Here is a 20884-nt window from a genome sequence, read left to right as displayed (position 1 = left end):
GATTAAATTCTGCGGTGGACGGTCGACGACAAAGGCGCCGAAGTCCCTGTCACGTTGCTATAAAATTTTGGTAATGCAACTGCGTCTGATGCAAAATTAGGCTGTGGCGTGCTCATTCTTGGCCGCTGTGGCTCCCGGGCAACAATCCCTTGATAGTCATGTGAGATAGCCGACGTGACTTTGCTGCGGCCGCTGCCATCACGCTGAGCGCCAAGCGCGGCTTCGGTCGCTGTGTGCCGCTTGCCGCGTCACACGGCGCGCAGTAATCCTTCGACCGCCGCAGTGCGGCGAAGATTGCCGAAGCGGATGGAGAATTCACCGGGATGCGAGGATAAGTGAGCGCGACCGAACCCGCCGTCACGCCGGATCTGGCCGCCGCCCATGGCCTGAAGCCCGATGAATACGCGCGCATCCTGAAGCTCATCGGCCGGGCGCCGAGCTTCACCGAACTCGGCATCTTCTCGGCGATGTGGAACGAGCACTGTTCCTACAAGTCGTCGCGCATCCATTTGCGAAAACTGCCGACCACGGCGCCATGGGTGATTCGCGGTCCTGGCGAAAACGCCGGCGTCATCGACATTGGCGACGGCGACGCCTGCGTCTTCAAGATGGAGAGCCACAACCACCCGTCCTTCATCGAACCCTATCAAGGCGCGGCGACGGGCGTCGGCGGCATTCTGCGAGACGTCTTCACCATGGGCGCGCGGCCGATCGCCTGCCTGAACCTTCTGCGCTTCGGCCGTCCGGCGCATCCCAAGTCGCGGCGACTCGTCGCCGGGGTCGTCGCCGGCGTCGGCGGCTACGGCAACAGTTTCGGTGTGCCGACCGTCGGCGGTTCGACGGAATTCGACGCCTCCTACGACGGCAATATTCTCGTCAACGCCATGGCGGTGGGCCTCGCGCGCGCCGATTCGATTTTCTACTCGGCTGCCGCGGGCGTTGGAAATCCCATCGTCTATCTCGGCTCCAAGACCGGGCGCGACGGCATACATGGCGCCACCATGGCGTCGGCGTCCTTTGAGGAGGACGCTGAGGAAAAGCGGCCCACCGTGCAGGTCGGCGATCCCTTCTCGGAGAAGCTGCTGCTCGAAGCCTGTCTCGAACTCATGGCCTCAGGCGCGGTCATCGCCATTCAGGACATGGGCGCGGCCGGGCTGACCTCCTCGGCGGTGGAGATGGGCGCCAAAGGCAATCTCGGCATCGAGCTCGATCTCGACGCGGTGCCCTGCCGCGAAGAGCGCATGACCGCCTATGAGATGATGCTCTCCGAGAGCCAGGAGCGCATGCTCATGGTCCTCAAGCCTGAACTCGAAGAACAGGCGGAGGCGATCTTCAGGAAATGGGGGCTCGACTTCGCCATCGTCGGCAAGACCACCGACACGCTGCGCTTTGTCGTCAAGCACAAGGGCGAGGTGAAGGCCGATCTGCCGATCAAGGAATTGGGCGACGAAGCGCCGGTGTACGACCGGCCCTGGACGCCGACTCCGAAAGAGCCGGCGATCGATCCGGCGTCGGTCAAAGCGCCCATCTCGAATCGCGAGGCGTTGCTGAGACTCCTCGCGACGCCGAATCTCTGCTCGAAGCGCTGGGTTTGGGAGCAGTACGATCACCTCATTCTCGGCAATAGCGTGCGGCCGCCGGGCGGCGACGCCGCCGTGGTCAGGGTGAAGGAGGGGCCGAAGGGCCTCGCGCTGACGACCGACGTCACCGCGCGCTATTGCGCCGCCGATCCGTATGAAGGCGGCAAGCAGGCGGTCGCCGAGGCCTGGCGCAACATCACCGTGCGCGGCGCGACGCCCTTGGCGCTCACCGACAATCTGAATTTCGGCAATCCCGAGCGGCCGGAATATATGGGCCAATTCGTCGGCTGCCTGGAGGGGATCGGCGCCGCCGCGCGGGCGCTCGATTTCCCCATCGTCTCCGGCAATGTGTCGCTTTACAATGAGACGCAGGGCGCCGGAATTCTGCCGACTCCCGCGATCGGCGGCGTGGGGGTCATCGACGACGTCGCCAAGGCGGCGCCGACCGGCTTTGCGCGGGAAGGCGACGCGATCCTGCTCGTCGGCGAGACCTCCGGCTGGCTCGGCCAATCCGCCTATGCGCATGATCTCTGCGGGCGCCCGGACGGCGCGCCGCCGCCGGTCGATCTCGCCGCCGAGCGTCGTAACGGCGACTTTGTCCGAGAGCTGATCCTTTGCGGGCGCGTCAGCGCCGCGCATGATCTCTCCGACGGCGGCCTTGCCGTCGCGCTCGCCGAAATGGCGCTTGCCGGGAACATCGGCGCCGACGTCACGGACCTTCCGTCGGGCCTCCCGCACGCCGTTCTGTTCGGCGAGGACCAGACGCGCTACCTCGTGGCGGTCCCGCCGGGCGCCGCCGAAACGATCATCCGGGAGGGCGCCGCGGTCGGCGCGCCTGTCCGGGCGGTCGGGCGCGTGGGCGGCGACGCCTTGATCCTGCCCGGAGAGGCGCCGATATTGCTCGCCGAGTTGCGCAACGCGCACGAGAGGCCATTGCCGGCTTTCATGTCCGGCGACGATAACGCGTTTTCCGGCGCTTTCCCGACAGAGGTGTCATAAAATGCCCATGCCAGCCACTGAAATCGAGCGTCTGATCAAGGCCGCCATCCCCGACGCGCAGGTGCAGCTGACCGCGCTCGTCAATGACGACGATCATTGGGCGGCGACGGTCGTCTCCGAGAGTTTCCGCGGGCTCACCCGCGTCAAGCAGCACCAGTTGGTGAACGCGGCCTTCGGCGATCGCCTCGGCGGCGAATTGCACGCGCTGCAGCTGACGACTCGCCCGCCAGAAGGCGCTTAAGCCCCATTGAACGGGGCCGCGTGTGACATATCTGTGACACACAGGCCTTCGCTCAGCTGGGAGCTTCAGATGATTAAACGCGTGGTGTTTGCTGCTGTTTTGGGAACGATTGTTCTGAGTCAGTCCGCCCTGGCGGATCACAAGCGTCACGTGGCGCCGCACCGTCATCCAAGCCACGCCGCTTGTGAACGCAGCGGATGGAATCATCCCTCTTGCGCCCATCTCGGCCATTACGGCGACAGCACGCACTACTACTACCACCATGACCGGCGCCGGCATCACGGGATGGCGCTGGACTGATCTTCCGCTCGGGCGAAGGCGCGCTCTAGAGTCGGAGACAGGTCATGACAAAGACGATTGCGGTCGCGCTTCTCGCGGTCCTTTGCACATTCTCAAGTGGCAACGCTTTTGCACAGCCCTCGCATGCGCCCTGCTGCCCACCGGCTCCGCCGGCCTGGGTACAGTATCAGCAATGGGCCAACGCGTATTATTTGGGCTGCAATTATGTGCGACAGCTATACAAATATGGCGATGACGTCGACGCAAGGCGCGCCTGCCAGGGGATGATGTTTGACTGACGGCCGCGCCGGCCAGCCACTGCGAGGAGACAAAGTGAGCACCGAAGACACAAACACGCGCATCAAGAGCGAAATCGATTCTTCCGACGTCGTGCTCTTCATGAAGGGCACGCCGCAGGCGCCGCAGTGCGGCTTCTCCATGCAGGTGGTTCAAATCCTCAATCACCTCGGCGTGCCCTACAAGGCCGTCAATGTGCTGGCCGACGGCGTGATCCGCGAAGGCATCAAGGCCTATTCGAACTGGCCGACGATCCCGCAGCTTTACGTGAAGAGCGAGTTCATCGGCGGCTGCGACATCACCAAGGAAATGTTCCAGAGCGGCGAGCTTCTCGCTTTGCTCGACAAGGAAGGCGTGCCGCACGCCCAGACGACGAAGGCTTAGCGCGCGTCGCAGGAAAACTGAGCAGGAAGAAAAAATCCGGCGCGCGCCGAACCGCGGCCGGATTTTTTTGCGCCTGCGTGGACCCATGAGGATCGCGGGCGGCGCCTCTACCACATTTTTATGACAGTTATATAACAGTTCGTGTCGAAGGCCCGAACGCCGCTTCCGCGCGGCGAAGGATGAGCTTCGACCGACGGAGCTCGCCATGAAGCGCTTTTTCCTCACCCTTGTCGCCTCAGCGTCCCTCATCGCGTCCGCATCGATCGGCGTCGCGGCCGCTCGGGACGACTTTCTTGCCCTGGATCAGTCTTCGGTGCCTGATCATGAGACGGGGATGGCCGACCAGGGCGGGGGCTGGGCCGGCGCCCCCAGGGCGCGCCACAAAGCCTACGCTTGGCCGGATCAACGGTACTATGGCGCGCATGGCATGGTGTCTGACTGAAGGAGCGCCCGGCGCGCGCTCTGGCCAGAGCGCGTGTCCGGTCCGAATCTGATTTGATTTCGCGATTGCGTTGCGCCAATTTCCCGCAATGCCTGTTCCGTCTCGGCGTCAAAACCAACTCTGCGCGTCGTCGCGGGCGCCGTCGATATGAACGCCGCCGCGCCGATCGCGTTGACGCAGGGCGACCCTGCGGGCGTCGGGCCGGAACTCGCGCTCCTGGCCTATGCCGAACGTCGTGCGCGCGATCTGCCTCCCTTCTTTCTGCTCAGCGAGCCGGCCTTCGTCGCCCGCGTCGCGGCCAATCTCGCGCTCGAACTGCAGATCGAAACGACGACGCCGGCGCAGGCCTGCGACGTGTTCCCTCGCGCCTTGCCTGTGGTCGACGCCGGCGTTCGCGTCGTCAGCGTCGTCGCCGGCAGTCCAGATCCCGCGGACGCGCCATCGACGGTGAGATCCATCGAACAGGCCGTGGAATGCGTCGTGCGGGGCGAAGCGCGCGCCGTCGTCACCAATCCGATCGCGAAATCGAATCTCTATAAGGCCGGCTTCAAACATCCGGGGCACACCGAATTTCTGGCCGAGCTCGCGCAGCGCCATTTCGGCGGCGATTATCGCGCAGTGATGATGTTGTGGTCGGAGGAGCTGGCGGTGGTTCCGATCACCATTCACATCCCGCTCGCCGATGCGCCCAAACGCCTGACGCGCGAACTGATTGTCGAGACCGGCGAGATCGTCGCGCACGACCTGACGACGCGCTTTCAGATTGCGAAGCCTCGCCTCGCCTTTTCCGGACTCAATCCCCATGCCGGCGAAGACGGCGCGCTCGGTCGCGAGGAGATCGACGTCATCGCGCCGGCGATCGCCGAATTGCGCGCGCGCGGAGTCCATGCGTCCGGCCCGTTTCCCGCCGACACGATGTTCCACGCCGCCGCGCGCGCGAACTATGACGCGGCGCTTTGTCCCACGCATGATCAGGCGCTGATTCCGATCAAGACGCTCGCGTTCGCGCGCGGGGTCAATGTCACGCTCGGCCTTCCCTTCGTGCGCACGTCGCCCGATCATGGAACAGCGTTCGACATCGCCGGCAAAGGCGTCGCCGATCCGACGAGCCTGATCGAAGCGATCAAACTTGCGGGACGCATGACGTAAGTGGCCGACGCGTTGCCGCCTCTGCGAGACGTCGTCGCCCGCTACGGTCTCGACGCAAAGAAATCGCTCGGACAGAATTTTCTGTTCGACCTCAATCTCACCGCGCGCATCGCCCGCGCCGCCGGGCCGTTCGACGACACGGTCGTCGTCGAAATCGGTCCCGGCCCTGGCGGCCTGACGCGCGCGCTGCTCGCGCAGGGCGCGCGCGTGATCGCGATCGAACGCGATCCGCGTTGTGTCGCGGCGCTCGAAGACATCGCAGCGCATTATCCGGGACGACTGTCGATCGTCGAAGGCGATGCGCTGGAGATCGACGTCGCCGCGCTTGTCGGGACATATGCGCCCGTTCCGCGCGTCGGGAATGGCGATCGTCGTCCTGCGCGCATTTGCGCGAATCTTCCTTACAATGTCGCGACGGCGCTGCTCACGAAATGGATCGCGGCGGAGCCCTGGCCCTCCGTCTTCGATCGCTATGTGTTGATGTTTCAGAAAGAGGTTGCGCTGCGCATCGTTGCGACGCCGAAAGAGCGCGCCGACTACGGCCGTCTCGCCGTGCTGTGCGGATGGCGCACGAACGCGCGCATTCTCTTCGACGTTTCGCCCGCCGCATTCACGCCGCCGCCGAAAGTGACGTCGTCGGTCGTCGAGCTGACGCCCAACCCCCAACCGCTGGCGTGCGATCCGCGCGCGCTGTCGCGCGTCACGCAAGCGGCCTTCGGACAACGCCGCAAAATGTTGCGGCAGAGTCTGAAATCGCTCGGCGTTGACGCGTCTGTGTTGCTGACGGCGGCGGGAATAGACGAAACCAGGCGCGCGGAAGAAATCAATATCGCGGGCTTTGTGGCGCTCGCGCGAGAATTGTTGCGCATTGAGGGATGAAGCACCATGCTGGCGCATGTTCCACTAAAGGCGGCATTCATCAGCTAAACTAAGCAAATTTCCCAGCGAGGTCTTTCCTGATGACGCAAAAACAGCGCGGACAATATCTCTCTTTGCGGCGCAAGTTTGAACCCACACGCGTCACGCTTGCAATTGTCGCCGAGTCGCCTCCAGCCTCAGGCAAATACTTCTATGATTCAGACGGCAAGGTGACCGAGCCCCTGTTCAGCGCGCTGATGAAGCAACTTGTCATTCAGCCCAAGACGATGTGCGAGGGTCTACGCGAATTTCAAAGTTCGGGTTGGATACTGGTCGACGCGACCTATGAGCCAGTGAATGCGCTCGCCAACGCTGACCGCGATCTCGTAATCATCCGCGATTACGACGAGCTTTGTAGCGACCTCAAGCGCGTTCTGGATACCCGGTGGAGGGAAATTCCGCTGGTCCTGATTAAGGCGAACGTGTGCAAATTGCTGGAGTCAAAATTGAAGGATGATGGGTTCAATGTGCTCAACGGTGGGCGGGCCGTTTACTTTCCGAGCAGTGGACGTCAGCGTGACTTTGATAGGCAGTTCCGAGAGATCGTGCCGCAAACGCTTCGCGGTCTTTGACCGGCAATTGGTTTTAAACGAACCCTTCGCGACGCAGTCTGTCTAAGCTCTGCGAATACCCTTTAGGGAAGTATGCGTCGTGCGTGCAGCGAGAGAATTCATAGGGCGAATCGCTCCACAACACGACGGCGTAGCATGAGTATGATCGAGGGCAACGAAGACGCGGCGACTATTCGCTCAGCAATTTCGCGACGAATTGCTCGATTTCCCTGTCGCGCCGCGGCCGCCGTTGCCGCTCGGCGCGCAGGATCGCGATCAGATCCTCAAAGGCGCGCTGAAGATCGTCGTTGATGATCACATAGTCATAGTCTTTCCAGCGCGCGATCTCCTTTCGCGCATTCTCGAGACGTCGCTCGATCGCGTCGCGCGCATCTTCGGCGCGCCGCTCCAGCCGGGCGCGCAGCTCGTCCATCGACGGTGGGAGGATGAAGACGGTGACGGCGTCGGCGCCCATCTTCTCGCGCACCTGGCGCGTGCCCTGATAGTCGATGTCGAAGAGGCAGTCGCGGCCTTGCGCGAGGATGTCTTCGACGGGTCCGCGCGGGGTGCCGTAGAAATTGTCGTGGACTTCGGCCCATTCCAGCAATTCGCCGGCGTCGCGCATCGCGGCGAAGCGGCGCTCGGAGATGAAGCTGTAATGGATGCCGTCGACCTCGCTCGAGCGGCGCGCGCGCGTCGTCACCGAGATCGACAGAGTCAGATCGAGCGCGCGATCCTGCAGCAGCATCCGCGTCAACGTGGTCTTGCCCGCGCCTGACGGCGAGGAAAGAATGAGGACAATGCCGCGGCGGCTGGAAAGGGTCGAAGCCATGAGACGTTATGAGCGAGAGGAAGCGATTAGTGAGTAGTGAGTAGCGGCCGCCATGTCCACTTGCGACGCGCCATGCGTCATTCACTCGATATTTTGAACCTGCTCGCGCAGCTGCTCGACCTCGATCTTCAGTTCAAGCCCGATGGCGGTGAGTCCCGCGTCGTTCGATTTGGCGGTGAGCGTGTTGGCCTCCCGGCCAAGCTCCTGCGCCAGAAAATCGAGGCGGCGGCCGATCGGCCCGCCGGCGGCGAGCAGTTTGGATGCGCTGTCGACATGCGCCTTCAACCGATCGAGCTCCTCGCGAATGTCGGTGCGAACCGCAAGCAGAGCGGCTTCCTGATGCAGTCGAACCGGATCGAAGGAGTCGGCGCTCTCGAACAGTCGCGCAAGCTGCTGCTGCAGCCTTGCGCGAATCGCCTCGGGCTGGCGCGCCGGCGCGGCGTCGGCCTGCGCCGCGAGCGCGGAGATGCGCGCGAGCCGGTTGCGAAGAACCGCCGTCAGCGCGTCGCCTTCCGCCTTGCGCGAAGCGATCAGCGCGTCGAGCGCTTCATCGAGCGACTTGAGAATATGCGCGTCAATCTCGTTCCGCTCGTCCTCTGAGAGCTCCGGCTCGACGATGTCGACCACGCCGCGCACCGCAAGAAGACCGTCGAGCGTGGCGGGCCCGATATTGGCCGGCGGCGGCCGTTCGGAGAGCGCGACGACGAGCGCATCGAGCGCGGCGCGGTTGAGCCGCGCGCTCTGACTTTCGTCTTCCCTTTTCGCGGCGAGATTGGCGAACACCGCTCCGCGCGCGAGCCGGGCCGCGATCTTTTCTCGCGCCTTGATCTCCACCGAATCGAAATCCGGCGGCGCGCGCAAACGCAGATCGAGTCCCTTGGCGTTGACGCTCTTCAGTTCCCAGGAATAGCGAAAGGCGGCGACGGCGCCCTGGGTCCGGGCGAATCCCGTCATGCTGTGAATGCTCATTTGCGGGGGCGACTCCGAGAAGGCGGATCGGCGCGCGGCCGACATGCGCTGCGCCTCACTATCGCCGCGTCGGCGTTACCGCAAATCGGTCATCGTGGGCACGGTCTTGGCCGAGGTGAGATCCCAGCTCTTGTCGCGCAGCGGGTCCAGCGCCGTGCCTTCCGAAGCGTCGAAGGCGCGGGGCCGATAAGGCCGGCCGGCCGCCGCCGCCAAGGCCGTCGCCTCCGGCGGCGGCGCCGGGTCCTGCGCCATTCTCTGACCCATCGTTTCGCGCGGCAGCTCGTTGGAGCTCACCGCAAGTCCGAGACGCGCGGCGCGCGCCCTTTGGTCCGCGAGCTGCGCCGGCGAGACCGGATAGGCGGCTTCGGCGCCGGGATCGGGCTGAACCTCGGGATCGCCGCGGACAATCGTCGTCATATCGGGACCGAGCCGCTCCTCTTCCTCCTCGACGTCGGGGGGCGGCGGCCGGCGGGCGAGGAGCGTCGGATCGAACAGCGCCTTTTCGCGAAGCTGTGCGGTTTCCTCGGTGAAGAAGGGGCGCGCGGGCCTCAGAGCTCCGAATTCGGACGCATAGGCCTGCGTGCGGTCGCCATGGCCGCCGAGGAAAAAGTCGGATTCGGCAAAGGAGAATTTGCCGAGGCGATGGGTCGCGCCGTCATCCGCCGCCATTGTCCGGCCCGGCGGATAGTCCTCGTGACGCTCCGCGAGCGCGACGAGACGGCCGGTCGGAGCCCAGGAGCGCTTGTCCGGTTTGGGCGTGGCCGGGGCGGGAACGCCGGGCGTGGCGCGGTCGATCGTTTCTCCGTTCTTTTCCTTCTCGATCCGGCGCCAGTTCTGCACGTTGCGCGAATGCTGGTCGAGGGATTCGGAGAAGACGTGCCCGCCGGTGCCGTCCGCGACGAAATAGAGATCGCGCGTCGGCGCCGGATGCGCGGCGGCCTCAAGCGCCGCGCGGCCCGGATTTGCGATCGGCCCCGGCGGCAGGCCGTCGATCGCGTAGGTATTGTAAGGCGTCCATTTCTCGATCTCGGCGCGCGTGATCGGCCGGCCGAGCGTCGCCTTGCCGCCGACAAGCCCGTAAATGATCGTCGGATCCGACTGAAGGCGCATGCCCTTGCGCAGGCGGTTGACGAAGACGGCGGCGACGCGCGGCCGCTCCTCGTCCTTTCCGGTCTCCTTCTCGACGATCGACGCGAGCGTCACCAATTCGTATGGCGTGCGCAGCGGCAGTTCCGGCGAGCGCTTCGCCCAGATCGCATCGAGCGTCTTGCGCTGATCCTCCTGCATCTTTGCAACGAGACGCGCCCGCGGATAGCCGCGCGTGAATTTGTAGGTCTCAGGCAGGAGCGCGCCTTCCTTCGGCGCATCGACGATGTCGCCGGCCAGCATGTCAGCCTCTTTCAGCTTCTGCACGACCTGTTCGGAGGTCAGGCCTTCCGGAATTGTTACGCTGTGCAGGATCTGACGGCCGGCGGCGATCTGTTCGATGACGTCGCGCAGGCTGGCGTTTTTCTTGAAGTTATATTCGCCGGGCTTCAGCTTGCCGAGCTTGCCCTCGAGAACCAGCCCAAGCTGCATGAGCATCGAACTGGAGACGACGCCTTCGCGTTCGAGCTGTGAGACGATCTCGAGAAAGTCGCTGCGCGGCGGGATATACACGACCTTGTCGGCTGCAAGCGGCCCCGGCTCCTTCAGCCTGTGCGTCGCGGCGACCATGCCGAGCGCGCCGGCGACAAGCGCCACGAGCACGAAGCTCAGAAATCCGCTCGCCATTGAAAGCGTGCCTTCCCGGCGCTTCCGCTTTTTCTTCGGCGGGGGCGCGGCCTTCGGCCTCTGACTCTGGTTGGGGCTCTGCGCCGTGGCGCGGCGCCGGAAGAGGCCGCCGCCTGTCGGCGCGGCTTCGCGCTGGGCTGCCGATGGCGCGCCTGCCGGTCCGAGCGATGGCGCTTCAGCCCGAGCGGACGGGGGCGGCGGCGGCGGACGCGGCATGGGCGCCATTGCTGGAGACCCCGAGGCCGGCGGCGGGACGCGCCTGGCGATCTCGGCCGCAAGCGTCGGATAGGCCGGCGCGCCGGCTGGCGTCGCCTTCGGCAAGGGCGTCGCGCTTGGCGTCGCGCTTGGCGTTGCGCTTGGTGGCGCGCTTGGCGGCGGGGTTGCAGGCGCGGCTGGCGTGGGCTCCCCCAATGCGGTCGACGTCGGCGATGGCGGACTCTGGCGTTCAGGCGCCGCCGCGACGGGAGTCGGCGTGACGGGAGCCGAGTGCGTGGGCGTGGGTTCCGGCCGGCGCGGGGGCGCGCTGAGCGGTTCCGCAGGCGGAGCTTGGAATCCGGCGGCGACAGGCGCAGCGCTTGGGGGCGCTGGCGGCGGCGCCGCGATAGGCGCGGCCGTTGGCGCAGGAACAGCAGGCCGGACCGCTTCGGCGGCGGGTTGCGGCGGCGCCTTCGGCGTCTCCGAAACAGGCGCTGGCGGCTTCGGCATGAGGGGCGCGGGCGCGGGACTCGGTGGGGCCGGGGCGATGACCGGCTCAACGACGGGCGTTGGCGTCGGTTTCAAAATATCGGCCGCCGAGGCGGGAGGCGCTCTCGGCGGCTCGACCGACGAGGTTTCGATCTGAGCGGGAATCGGCGGAGCGCTTGCGGGCGCTGGCGGCGGCGCGGCGATGGGCGCAGCCGTTGGCGCAGGAGCACGAGCAGGCCTGACCGTCTGGGCGGCGGGCGCCGGGGACGCTTTCGGCAGGTCCGGGACGGGCGCGTCCGACTTCGGTATGATCGGCGCAGCGGCGGGCGCCGGCGGCGCCGGAATCGGCGCGACAACGGGCGTCGGCGTCGGCTTCTCGATATCGGCCGCTGGCGGCGGGGGAGCTTTCGGCGGCTCGACCTTCACTGCGCTCGGCGGGAGGCTTACGGGCGTTGGCGGCGGCGCGGCGGCGACAGAGTCGACGGACGGCGCAGGCGCCGGCTTGTCGATGGCGGCGGCAGGCGCAGCGGGCGCGCGCGACGGTTCAGACTCCGCCGCGGATGTCGTTGGGACCATCTCCCTGGCCCGCGCAGGCGGAGGCGGGGATGCCGCACCGTCCGTTTGATTTTCGGGGGCGCCTTTTTCGTCCGCTTCGCTCATCGCCACACGCCCATCAAGAAGTCGAAGAACTCGCGCAGTCCGATTATCGCCGAGGGCTTACACTATGCCTCAATGTGGCGAATTCAGGAACGCGCCGCGTCAGCAGGCGGTTCGGCGGACGGCAAGCCGCGTTTCCGGGATCAGCTGAAAGCGTCTCGCCGCTCAGGATGCGCGGCGAAACAGGAGCGACGCGTTGGTGCCGCCGAAGCCGAAAGAGTTCGACAGCGCAATATTGATCTCCTTCTCGCGCGCCTTGTGCGGCACGAGGTCGATCGCCGTTTCGACCGAAGGATTGTCCAGGTTGCGCGTCGGCGGCGCGACATTGGCCTGCATCGCCAGAATCGAATAGATCGCCTCGACGGCGCCGGCGGCGCCGAGCAGATGGCCGATCGCCGACTTCGTCGACGACATGGCGAGCTTCGGTTCGATGTTGCCGAGCAGGCGTTCGACGGCCTTGAGTTCGATTTCGTCGCCGAGCGGCGTCGACGTGCCGTGGGCGTTCACGTAATCGATGTCGGTCACGGAGACGCCGGCGCGCTTCAGCGCCGCCTTCATGCAGCGATAGGCGCCGTCGCCGTCGGGCGTCGGCGCGGTGATGTGATAGGCGTCGCCCGACATGCCGTAGCCGATGAGTTCGGCGTAGATCTTCGCGCCGCGCGCCTTGGCGTGCTCATATTCCTCGAGCACGACGCAGCCGGCGCCTTCGCCGAGCACGAAGCCGTCGCGATCCTTGTCATAGGGGCGCGAGGCGGCTTCCGGACGATCGTTGAAACCCGTCGACAGCGCGCGGCAGGCGGCGAAGCCGGCGACGCCAATGCGATTGACGGGCGATTCGGCGCCGCCTGCGACCATCACGTCGGCGTCGCCCATCGCGATGATGCGCCCGGCGTCGCCGATGGCGTGCGTGCCGGTGGCGCAGGCCGTCACCACTGCGTGATTCGGCCCTTTCAGGCCATGCATGATGGAGACGTAGCCTGCCGCGAGATTGATGATTCGGCCCGAGACGAAGAATGGCGACACGCGGCGCGGCCCCTTTTCTCTCAGGGTGACCGACGTTTCGTAAATGCCGCCGAGTCCGCCGATGCCGGAGCCGATCAGCACGCCGGTCGATTCCTGCTTCTCAGGCGTGTCGGCGACCCATCCGGCGTCCTTTAGCGCCTGCGTCGCCGCGCTCGCGCCGTAGATGATGAAATCATCGACCTTGCGCTGTTCTTTCGGATCGAACCAGTCGTCGGGATTGAACGTGCCGTTCTTGCCGTCGCCCCGCGGCACGACCGCGGCGATCTGACAGGCGAGGTCGGCGACCTCGAATGTGTCGATGCGTTTGAAGCCGCATTCTCCGGCCGTGAGACGGCGCCAATTCGTCTCCACGCCGCAGCCCAAAGGAGATACGACGCCAAGACCGGTGACGACCACCCTGCGCATGGCTCTACTCTCGAACTTTTAATTGTTGTCGAAAAAGGCGACGGCGGCGAAGCCTGACGAGAGGATTCGCCGCCCGCTGAAAGCTTCAGTTCGTCAGGCGGCTTTCGCCTTTTCCAGGAACTTCACGGCGTCGCCGACTGTGAGAATCGTTTCGGCGGCGTCGTCCGGAATCTCGACGCCGAATTCTTCCTCGAACGCCATGACCAATTCGACGGTATCGAGCGAATCGGCTCCCAGATCGTCGATGAAATTCGCTTTGTCGACGACCTTGTCGGCTTCGACGCCGAGATGCTCGACAACAATCTTTTTCACGCGCTCGGCGACATCGCTCATCTTCTTTGATCCCTGTCTGCGTTTGGCGCCTTCTCGCGCCTTAGGGCGACCTGGAGCGAGCCGTCCGGCGCGCTCCATGATCGCCTTCATCCCTTGAACCTGCAATCGCTCGCCGACCGCCCTGATGCCGCAAGACGCCTTGGCGGCTTGCTTTCCGGGTTGAAATCGCGGCGACGCCGCCCCTCAGCGGCGAGGTCTGGTAGCATACTTCCCTGGACATGGCGAGAGGCCCGCCGCGGCGCAAATTCGCACCCCTCGTCATCGCTTTTTAGCTGAACTTGAAGTCCAGCCATAGCGCCATGCATCCGCCCGCCGGCGCGCCCGGGCTCCAGTCCCGGAACGCGCTGAGAAGCCGCGGCTTTTCGTCTGACGCGCCTTGATCGTCTGTGCTTTCGACGCCCTTGAAATCGCCGGCGTCTTCGTGAAGGCGCGACCCGCGCGAAGACAAATCGCGACGCTCCGCCAGCGTCAAATCATCGCCATGCCGCCATTGACATGCAAGGTCTGTCCGGTGACGTAGGCCGCCTCCTCGCTCGCCAGGTAAACGCAGGCGGCGGCGACGTCGGCGCCCGTCCCGAGTCTGCCTGTCGGGACCATCCGCAGGATCGCCTCTTTCTGCGCGTCGCTCAGCGCATCGGTCATCGGGCTTTCGATGAAGCCCGGCGCGACGCAATTGACCGTCACGCCGCGCGAGGCGACCTCGGCGGCGAGCGATTTGGACATGCCGATCATGCCGGCCTTGGCGGCGGCGTAATTGCCCTGTCCGGGATTGCCGGTCACGCCGACGACCGAGGTGATCTGGATGATGCGGCCGAAGCGCTTTTTCATCATCCCGCGCAACGCCGCGCGCGACAGGCGAAAGGCCGAGGTCAGATTGACGTTGATGACGGCGTCCCAGTCCTCGTCCTTGAGCCGCATGAACAGCATGTCGCGGGTGATGCCCGCGTTGTTGACGAGAATGTCCAGTCCGCCCATCGCCGCCTCCGCCGCCGGCACGAGCTTCTCGGTCTCGTCCTTTTGCGAAAGATTGCAGGGCAAAATATGGGTGCGGCCGTTCAGCTCGCCGGCAAGCGCATCAAGCGCCTCTCGCCGGGTTCCGGAAAGCGCGACGGTGGCGCCGGCCGAATGAAGCACGCGGGCGATCGCCGCCCCGATTCCGCCGCTGGCCCCCGTAATCAGCGCAGTCTTGCCGCTCAGATCGAACATTTTCCGTCTCCTCCCAGTGCCGATGGCGTGAGCCTTATAGCCCAGTTCCCGGGAGTGGCCTTTTTTCAGCCGCGGTTCAACGTCACAGGAGGGGCTCCGAGGCGGCGGACGACGGCGGCGTCTGATCGGAAATTAGGAGAAATTGGGCGCTGGTTCGGCTCCGTTTCGCAAGCGACGGATTCGAGACCGACTTGCCCAGTTTTCCCATTGGAAAGACCACAAAAAGTCATTGTGACCCAACTGCAACACTACAAATCTTTTGGGTCTTTTGGGCCTGATTTTACCTTCTGTTTGTTGTTTCCCGCGAGAAAGTTGACCACACTCCGCCGTGCTTGGGGGTCAGCGTCCTTGAACGTCCGAAAGAGTCACGGGACTGACGCGCACCTATTAATTTAAGTTGGCTCGAACTGAAGGATAGAGAGAGATGAAGACAGCGATCTCGGCCCTGGCTCTGGCGACGGCGCTTTTCGCCGGCGCTGCGAGCGCCGCCGATCTACCCTCCCATAAGGCGCCTCCGCCCTATATTCCCCCGCCGCCGATCATGACCTGGACCGGGTTCTACGCCGGTCTTAACCTCGGCGGCGGCTTCCTTGCCTCCAACTCGTCCAACCAGGGCTGGAACGCCGGCTGGAACAACGGCAATGGCAACAGCGGCGGCGTCGTCGGCGGCGGTCAGATCGGCTACAACTTCCAGGTCACGCCGATGTTCGTCATCGGCGCCGAGACCGACTTCCAGGGCACGAGCATCGGCTCGGGCGGCGGCGGCAACAACAACTTGTGGCTGGGCGGCTTCGGCGGCAACGCCGGTTCGGCCCGCCTCAACTGGTTCGGCACCGTTCGCGGCCGCGTCGGCATCACCCTGCTGAGCCCGCAACTGCTGGTCTACGGCACGGGCGGCTTCGCTTACGGCGAAGTGCAGCGCAACGGCTGGTGGAACCAGAACAGCGCCGTGCAGACGGGCTGGACCGCCGGCGGCGGCGCCGAGTGGATGTTCTTCCCGAACTGGTCCGCCAAGGTCGAGTATCTGTATACGCAGATCAGCGGCACCGGAAACAACAACAACTGGGGCTGGGCGCTCAACCCCGGCTTCGGCCTCAACAACGTGAACAACCGCACGCGCTTCCACACGATCCGCGCGGGCATCAACTACCACTTCAACTTCGGCTCTCCGGCGCCGGTGTTGGCCAAATACTGATCCGACAGATCGATCCTACGGTTCGAGAGAATGGGCCCGGTCCTCGCGACCGGGCCTTTTCTTTTGCGTCGAAGGAGGACCGCTAAGCGAAGGCGCGATAGGCGTCGAAATCGGCCGGCGCGCCGACCGAAATGCCTGCGGCCTGTGGCGCGATGCGCTTCAACAGTCCCGCGAGGACCTTGCCGGATCCGCATTCGACGAATTTCGTCACGCCGTGATCGGCCATATAGGCGACGCATTCGCGCCAGCGCACGGCGCCCGTGACCTGTTCGACGAGCAGGCGGCGAATCGCTTCCGGATCCTGGGTCGGCTCGGCGGTCACATTGGCGACGACCGGAACGCGCGGCGCGCTGATCGCGGCGCCCGCAAGCGCCTCGCGCATGGCGTCGGCGGCGGGCTGCATCAGCGCGCAATGGAAGGGCGCCGACACCGGCAGCAGCACAGCGCGCTTGATGCCCTTCTCCCTGGCGACGTCGATCGCCTTCTCGACGGCCGTCTTGGCGCCGGAGATCACCACCTGTCCGCCGCCATTGTCATTGGCGACCTGGCAGACGCCGCCGTCAGCTGTCGCCGCGTCCTGCGCAATCGCGCGCGCCTGATCGAGATCGGCGCCGAGCAGCGCCGCCATGGCGCCTTTCCCCACCGGAACCGCCTTCTGCATGGCGTCGCCGCGGACGCGCAGAAGCCGCGCCGTATCGGAAATCGTCAGCGCGCCGGCGCTTGCAAGCGCCGAATATTCGCCGAGCGAATGGCCGGCGACGAAGGCCGCGTCGCGCGCGAGGTCCAGGCCGCATTCCGCCTCCAGCGCACGGATTGCGGCGAGCGACACCGCCATCAGCGCCGGCTGGGCGTTGGCGGTGAGCGTCAGTTCGGCTTCGGGTCCTTCGAACATCAATTTCGAGAGCGGCTGCGACAATGCGTCGTCGATTTCGGTGAACACCGCGCGGGCCGACGCGAAGGCGTCGAACAACGCCTTGCCCATGCCGACCGCCTGAGATCCCTGTCCTGGAAAAATGAAAGCCTTCGCCATGCGCAACCGCCCCGCTTTTTATTGTTTACGCGCCGCGAGTGGCATCGTGCGGATCGACATGTCAAGTTGAGGTTCGGGCCGAAAGGGCGTGCTGGAGCGGGAAATGAGCCTGAAGACATGCGACTGCGGCGGCGCCGACCGTCCCAATCGACGCCGGGCGCTCGCGACGATGAGCGTCGGCCTCGCCTCCGCGATCGGCGCCGCGCCGGCGCACGCCAGGGCGAGGCGCTCGGCCGTCCGCCCGGAGGACGAAACCTTCATGCGGCTCGCCATCGCCGAAGCCGCGAAGGGCGACTTTCCTTTCGGCGCCGTGATCGTGCGCGACGGCAAGGTCGTGTCGGTCGGGCGCAATCTGGGCGTCGCCAACAATGATCCGACCGCGCATGGCGAGATGGTCGCGATCCGCCGCTTCGTCGCCGACAATCCGGCGAAGGCGCTCAAAGGCGCGACGCTCTATACCTCGGGCGAGCCTTGTCCCATGTGCATGGGCGCGATCGTCTGGTGCGGCATCGGGCGCGTCGTCTATGCCGCATCGATCGAGCAGCTCGAGAAGCGCATCGGCCAGATCATGATTACGAGCAGAGCTGTGGCGCAGGCCGCGCCTGTCGCCGACATCGAAATCACCGGCGGCCTGCTCGCGCCGGAAGCGCTGGCGCTGTTTGATAAGAAATAGTAGCGCCCTGTCCCGCCGCCTTGTCGCGGCGCAATGAATAATGTTTGTGCGGCGACCTGTCGTCGCTCTGCGACGACCTGCGGCGCATCGTCGCGGCGTGGCGCAGCTTGGCGAACATTGCGCGACGCCGTCAGTTCGGCGCTTGCCGATATGGTCGACGCCAAAATCGCTTTGGCGCCGGCGTCAGCCTTTTTCCGTCGGCGAGATCTTCGCGCAGCAGCCTGGCCATGTCGTCGGCGTCGAACGTCGCCGCCCGCCGCAACGCAAGCCGCGCGACACGGCCGCGCGGCGTGACGCGACCAATCATCTGCTCTCCACGTGCGACGGCGTCTTCGATGGCGCGCGCCAGCGATCCGCAGTTCAACTGCGCAAGTGAATTCACGCTCGGGTTGGGGTTGACCCGCATCGTTTCGACATCGTCGTTGATGATCGCGACGAGGCCCGCCTCGATCATCTCGAAAAGCGCATAGGTTGAATGCGGAGTCAGCATGATGGAAAGGCCGACCGAGGCGGCTCCGAGAAGCGTTGCATAATCGTCGCGAGAAAGCGCGCCGGCGAATTCGAAATTTTGAACGGGTTCAGCCCATTCGGGGTTGAAACGTTCGCCTGTAAAGACGATTCGCCAGCGACTCGCTCTCACGGGATCCTGCTGCTGCCACAGGGAAAGCGCGCCGCAAATCATTTCAAAGGCGTCGCGCGCGACGCTGGGGCGCGCGCAAACCAGCATGATCCGCTGGCGCGGTTGCGGCGTTAATCTCGAGGCGAGATCGTGATTGAGCCGGTAGGGGATGCAGCATGCGCTCTTGAACCGATGCTTGTTCTGAATCGTCGCATAGAGCTCTTCGGAATCGATGATCGCCCTGACGCTCGTGCCAGTCGAGGAGGCCGCGGCCGACGGCGCGGATCTGCTTCGCGACCCGCAAAAATCGGCTTGATCGTCCTGGATCAGGAAAACAACGGGCAGACCCTTGCCGAATATCCTCGCGCGGTCTGCCTCGAGTCGCTCGGCGAAATCAGCGGTCCGCCAGTCCGTCGCCAGGAAGATGTCATTCTCACGCAGATCGAGCTGTCCGAGACTGTCGCCGCGCGCATGAGCGTCGACGAGCGAACAAGGCGTTTCGTCGAACGTCGGCGCATAGGGAGCGCGCGCGTAATCTGACAGCGATGCGAGGACATTTTCCTCGATCTTGGCGTCGGTCGCGACGATCCGGCGATCGCAATCGGATCCCAGCGAGTCTGCAATGCGGGAGAAGACGGAGAGCGCCCGATCGAAGAACATGTTTCCCGGATGGACCGAGGGCGCGAGCAGATTGAGGCGCGGCCGCGAATTGCGCGACGGATAAGACAGCAGCGGATGCGTTTCGCGAATGGCGAGAGCCGTCGGACGCGTAGACGCGTCCTCCCCGCACAGGCATGGACGAAAAACCTTCAGTCGCGCCTTCGGGATGTCATCCGGCGACGTCACCTCGAGGAGTGTATGCTGCAGCGGATACAGATCCCTTCGCGCCACCTTGAGCCATTCGTGTCCGCTCAACTCCGCGAACATGAGAATGGTGCGCTCAATCGCATGCGCGAGCGTGCCGTCGATCTGTCCGGTTTCGACCGGGAAATCTTCGAAGCTGAGATTGAGATCGAGCAGGGGCCGGAGAGCGGCGCTTCTTCCCCAGAACATCGAGCCTGAAGGGAATTCAAGCGGCAGATTCTTATTCAGCGCGATCCCGACCTTCTTCAACAGCGCGCGCGCGATATCGTAATTATACCCCCAGTTCAAACCGCCCCTGATCTCAAACATGTGCTGCGGGAAAACCACGCCCGTCTTTGGATCGTCGAACAGCGACAGGATGGACGAAATGATGTCGCGTGAACCGATCAGCGTGTCGATAAGGTAATCGCGCCAGCTCGCCAGGACGTCGCCGCCGTGCGGAGACTTTTTCGTGTGCAGGTGAAGAAAGATGTCGTAGCGCGCATAGACATCCGCGAAGCCAAAAATTTTCGGCGCAACGTCCCGGCCGCGATTGGGGAAAATGCGCACCTCGACGCCGCCGCGCCAATGCGCGCAGATGTTTTCGATCGCCGCCTTTTTTTCCTGCGTGTTGGTCGAGAGAAACAGATCGGCGTCGCACGGCAGCAGGTGCAGCTTTTCGAGCAGGAGCGGCAGGACCTCAGGATAGAAGCAGTGGATGACGACGGCGATGTTCCGCTCGCGCTGGGCAGGCGTGAAGCCGAATGGCGCGGCCAGCGCAAAGTCGTATTCATTGATCGGACGTCGCGCCGGAACGATGCCGTCCGGTTTGACCAGCTCATGGGTTTGGAGGAAGGGTTTGCGTTCGCTGTCCTCGCAGCGGAACGTCCCCTCGGCGTCGACATAACCGCGGCCTTCCGCGCGGCCAAATTGAAGGTAGTGCAGTTCGAACTCCGACTCCTGCTCAAATAAATGCGCAAGATCGGGATTGGCGGCGATGTAGCCGGACCCGGAAAAATCATCCGGCAGCGGTCCGTGACGCTCGGCCAGAGTTCGGAGCGCCTGCGCAGTATTGAAAATGCGGTTTTCTCGCCATCCATAGAGAAGGAAATGTCTGTAAAGCTGCGCGGCGGACAGCCCGTTGAGATCAGCGTGGTGATCCCGATAAACATGGTGGTCGAATTTGAGGTGTCGAAACAGCGTGACGACCGTGTTGGGGAACGACATTAAGCATCCCTAATGGTCAAACAACGAAATCGGTTATGTCGACATGAGTAGACGCCGCCACGGCGCCCCGTCTAGAGGGATTTCGCGGTTCATGCTGGGATGATCGTGGCGTGAAGCGCGCAATGAAAGTTTATCCCGGCGTTCATGGCGATTTTTCGCTGCGGGCAGGAGTCGCCAGAAATATATCCGGCCAGACGGTGAAAACCTTGACGGTTGCGTGGCGCTGGGCGAGCCCCGAAGGGCGGCAATCCTCGGCTGCGATCGGTTGCGCCGCGTGGGCCTGCCTTGTGCGGCCTCATGTGCTTGTGAAGGATTTCGCCGGCGAACGGGTCCAGCGAGAGCTCAAGAGTTCGCGCGACGCCAATTAGCGATGATCCATCGTTTGCGTTCGCCAGAGCCTCGCTTATTGCAAGGCCCCTCTTTCTTGAAAGAGGGGCCCAAGTTTCGGAACCTGCTTGTCTTATGACTTTCCGCGCCGCTTCGGTGAGAAGGAACCGCTGGGAGAGGGTTGCCGCCCTCTCGTCAGCGGCGAGGGACGGATCGGGAAACCGCGGACCGTTTGACGGGTCGAGCTA

20 protein-coding genes are annotated in these 20884 nt (G+C 64.5%); 12 read left to right on the top strand and 8 right to left on the bottom strand.

The annotated features are described in order from the left end of the window. Window positions 1-335: 335 nt before the first annotated feature. From purL to AB7F41_RS10935, 8 genes are all read left to right on the top strand, one after another. The gene (purL, locus tag AB7F41_RS10970) at window positions 336-2579 is read left to right on the top strand and encodes a phosphoribosylformylglycinamidine synthase subunit PurL (RefSeq protein ID WP_428382517.1); all 2244 of its coding nucleotides are present in this window, start codon (window positions 336-338) and stop codon (window positions 2577-2579) included. Between the two features lies 1 nt (window position 2580). Next, window positions 2581-2820 (top strand): BolA family protein, encoded by a 240-nt coding sequence (locus tag AB7F41_RS10965; RefSeq protein ID WP_428382515.1) that lies wholly within the window; start codon window positions 2581-2583, stop codon window positions 2818-2820. 69 nt (window positions 2821-2889) lie between these two features. Further along, complete coding sequence (locus AB7F41_RS10960) at window positions 2890-3120, top strand: hypothetical protein (RefSeq protein WP_428382513.1); 231 nt, start codon at window positions 2890-2892, stop codon at window positions 3118-3120. A gap of 312 nt (window positions 3121-3432) precedes the next feature. Continuing rightward, window positions 3433-3780, top strand: coding sequence for a Grx4 family monothiol glutaredoxin (grxD, locus tag AB7F41_RS10955; protein ID WP_428382511.1), 348 nt, complete (start codon window positions 3433-3435; stop codon window positions 3778-3780). Window positions 3781-3985: 205 nt separating this feature from the next. Next, window positions 3986-4222: a hypothetical protein gene (locus tag AB7F41_RS10950; RefSeq protein ID WP_428382509.1), complete on the top strand. Its 237-nt coding sequence runs from the start codon at window positions 3986-3988 to the stop codon at window positions 4220-4222. Between the two features lie 147 nt (window positions 4223-4369). Further along, window positions 4370-5371 (top strand): 4-hydroxythreonine-4-phosphate dehydrogenase PdxA, encoded by a 1002-nt coding sequence (gene pdxA, locus AB7F41_RS10945; protein ID WP_428382507.1) that lies wholly within the window; start codon window positions 4370-4372, stop codon window positions 5369-5371. Further along, window positions 5372-6250, top strand: coding sequence for a 16S rRNA (adenine(1518)-N(6)/adenine(1519)-N(6))-dimethyltransferase RsmA (gene rsmA / locus AB7F41_RS10940; protein WP_428382505.1), 879 nt, complete (start codon window positions 5372-5374; stop codon window positions 6248-6250). It abuts the gene before it with no gap. Between the two features lie 80 nt (window positions 6251-6330). Continuing rightward, window positions 6331-6861: a hypothetical protein gene (locus AB7F41_RS10935; RefSeq protein WP_428382503.1), complete on the top strand. Its 531-nt coding sequence runs from the start codon at window positions 6331-6333 to the stop codon at window positions 6859-6861. 169 nt (window positions 6862-7030) lie between these two features. On the opposite strand, the gene gmk is transcribed toward AB7F41_RS10935, so the two are convergent. From gmk to mltG, 3 genes are all read right to left on the bottom strand, one after another. Continuing rightward, on the bottom strand, window positions 7031-7672 hold the full coding sequence (gene gmk, locus AB7F41_RS10930) for a guanylate kinase (RefSeq protein ID WP_428382501.1): 642 nt from the start codon (window positions 7670-7672) through the stop codon (window positions 7031-7033). Between the two features lie 81 nt (window positions 7673-7753). Further along, complete coding sequence (locus tag AB7F41_RS10925) at window positions 7754-8641, bottom strand: YicC/YloC family endoribonuclease (protein WP_428382499.1); 888 nt, start codon at window positions 8639-8641, stop codon at window positions 7754-7756. Between the two features lie 75 nt (window positions 8642-8716). Next, a complete protein-coding gene (gene mltG / locus AB7F41_RS10920; RefSeq protein WP_428382497.1) occupies window positions 8717-10414 on the bottom strand; it encodes an endolytic transglycosylase MltG in 1698 nt (565 codons plus the stop codon). Between the two features lie 397 nt (window positions 10415-10811). Here mltG and AB7F41_RS10915 point away from each other — a divergent pair, with 397 nt between their 5' ends. Further along, a complete protein-coding gene (locus AB7F41_RS10915) occupies window positions 10812-11255 on the top strand; it encodes a hypothetical protein (RefSeq protein WP_428406576.1) in 444 nt (147 codons plus the stop codon). A gap of 665 nt (window positions 11256-11920) precedes the next feature. On the opposite strand, the gene fabF is transcribed toward AB7F41_RS10915, so the two are convergent. The 3 genes from fabF to fabG all read right to left on the bottom strand — a co-directional run bounded on the left by fabF (window position 11921) and on the right by fabG (window position 14722). Continuing rightward, window positions 11921-13183, bottom strand: coding sequence for a beta-ketoacyl-ACP synthase II (gene fabF, locus AB7F41_RS10910; protein WP_428382493.1), 1263 nt, complete (start codon window positions 13181-13183; stop codon window positions 11921-11923). Between the two features lie 93 nt (window positions 13184-13276). After that, window positions 13277-13516, bottom strand: coding sequence for an acyl carrier protein (locus AB7F41_RS10905; protein ID WP_014891668.1), 240 nt, complete (start codon window positions 13514-13516; stop codon window positions 13277-13279). A gap of 468 nt (window positions 13517-13984) precedes the next feature. After that, window positions 13985-14722 carry a 3-oxoacyl-[acyl-carrier-protein] reductase gene (gene fabG, locus AB7F41_RS10900; protein WP_428382491.1) on the bottom strand — a complete coding sequence of 246 codons (738 nt, stop codon included), beginning with the start codon at window positions 14720-14722 and terminating at the stop codon, window positions 13985-13987. 424 nt (window positions 14723-15146) lie between these two features. Between fabG and AB7F41_RS10895 the strand changes: the two genes are divergently transcribed. Further along, window positions 15147-15917 (top strand): outer membrane protein, encoded by a 771-nt coding sequence (locus AB7F41_RS10895; RefSeq protein ID WP_428382489.1) that lies wholly within the window; start codon window positions 15147-15149, stop codon window positions 15915-15917. 82 nt (window positions 15918-15999) lie between these two features. Here AB7F41_RS10895 and fabD read toward each other — a convergent pair whose 3' ends face one another. Further along, entirely contained in the window at window positions 16000-16947 is a 948-nt protein-coding gene (gene fabD, locus AB7F41_RS10890) for an ACP S-malonyltransferase (RefSeq protein WP_428382487.1), read from the bottom strand. A 103-nt stretch (window positions 16948-17050) separates the two neighbouring features. Between fabD and AB7F41_RS10885 the strand changes: the two genes are divergently transcribed. Further along, a complete protein-coding gene (locus AB7F41_RS10885; RefSeq protein ID WP_428382485.1) occupies window positions 17051-17620 on the top strand; it encodes a nucleoside deaminase in 570 nt (189 codons plus the stop codon). Between the two features lie 130 nt (window positions 17621-17750). Here the strand turns inward: AB7F41_RS10885 and AB7F41_RS10880 are convergent, their stop codons facing one another. Continuing rightward, entirely contained in the window at window positions 17751-20309 is a 2559-nt protein-coding gene (locus AB7F41_RS10880) for a rhamnan synthesis F family protein (RefSeq protein ID WP_428382483.1), read from the bottom strand. A 122-nt stretch (window positions 20310-20431) separates the two neighbouring features. Between AB7F41_RS10880 and AB7F41_RS10875 the strand changes: the two genes are divergently transcribed. Further along, the gene (locus AB7F41_RS10875) at window positions 20432-20677 is read left to right on the top strand and encodes a hypothetical protein (protein WP_428382482.1); all 246 of its coding nucleotides are present in this window, start codon (window positions 20432-20434) and stop codon (window positions 20675-20677) included. The last annotated feature ends 207 nt before the right edge of the window (window positions 20678-20884 follow it).

It is taken from the genome of Methylocystis sp. (genome assembly GCF_050251305.1).
In the GTDB taxonomy this organism is placed as follows: domain Bacteria; phylum Pseudomonadota; class Alphaproteobacteria; order Rhizobiales; family Beijerinckiaceae; genus Methylocystis.
The sequence above is the reverse complement of the archived record's forward strand: the minus strand, read 5'-3'. Positions and strand labels throughout refer to the sequence as shown.

Coding starts and splice junctions, on each gene's coding strand:
- AB7F41_RS10965 (WP_428382515.1), top strand. CDS start 2,581: ATGCCCATGCCAGCCACTGAAATCGAGCGTCTGATCAAGGCCGCCATC.
- AB7F41_RS10960 (WP_428382513.1), top strand. CDS start 2,890: ATGATTAAACGCGTGGTGTTTGCTGCTGTTTTGGGAACGATTGTTCTG.
- AB7F41_RS10950 (WP_428382509.1), top strand. CDS start 3,986: ATGAAGCGCTTTTTCCTCACCCTTGTCGCCTCAGCGTCCCTCATCGCG.
- pdxA (WP_428382507.1), top strand. CDS start 4,370: ATGAACGCCGCCGCGCCGATCGCGTTGACGCAGGGCGACCCTGCGGGC.
- AB7F41_RS10935 (WP_428382503.1), top strand. CDS start 6,331: ATGACGCAAAAACAGCGCGGACAATATCTCTCTTTGCGGCGCAAGTTT.
- gmk (WP_428382501.1), bottom strand. CDS start 7,672: ATGGCTTCGACCCTTTCCAGCCGCCGCGGCATTGTCCTCATTCTTTCC.
- AB7F41_RS10925 (WP_428382499.1), bottom strand. CDS start 8,641: ATGAGCATTCACAGCATGACGGGATTCGCCCGGACCCAGGGCGCCGTC.
- mltG (WP_428382497.1), bottom strand. CDS start 10,414: ATGGCGAGCGGATTTCTGAGCTTCGTGCTCGTGGCGCTTGTCGCCGGC.
- fabF (WP_428382493.1), bottom strand. CDS start 13,183: ATGCGCAGGGTGGTCGTCACCGGTCTTGGCGTCGTATCTCCTTTGGGC.
- AB7F41_RS10905 (WP_014891668.1), bottom strand. CDS start 13,516: ATGAGCGATGTCGCCGAGCGCGTGAAAAAGATTGTTGTCGAGCATCTC.
- fabG (WP_428382491.1), bottom strand. CDS start 14,722: ATGTTCGATCTGAGCGGCAAGACTGCGCTGATTACGGGGGCCAGCGGC.
- AB7F41_RS10895 (WP_428382489.1), top strand. CDS start 15,147: ATGAAGACAGCGATCTCGGCCCTGGCTCTGGCGACGGCGCTTTTCGCC.
- fabD (WP_428382487.1), bottom strand. CDS start 16,947: ATGGCGAAGGCTTTCATTTTTCCAGGACAGGGATCTCAGGCGGTCGGC.
- AB7F41_RS10885 (WP_428382485.1), top strand. CDS start 17,051: ATGAGCCTGAAGACATGCGACTGCGGCGGCGCCGACCGTCCCAATCGA.
- AB7F41_RS10880 (WP_428382483.1), bottom strand. CDS start 20,309: ATGTCGTTCCCCAACACGGTCGTCACGCTGTTTCGACACCTCAAATTC.
- AB7F41_RS10875 (WP_428382482.1), top strand. CDS start 20,432: ATGAAAGTTTATCCCGGCGTTCATGGCGATTTTTCGCTGCGGGCAGGA.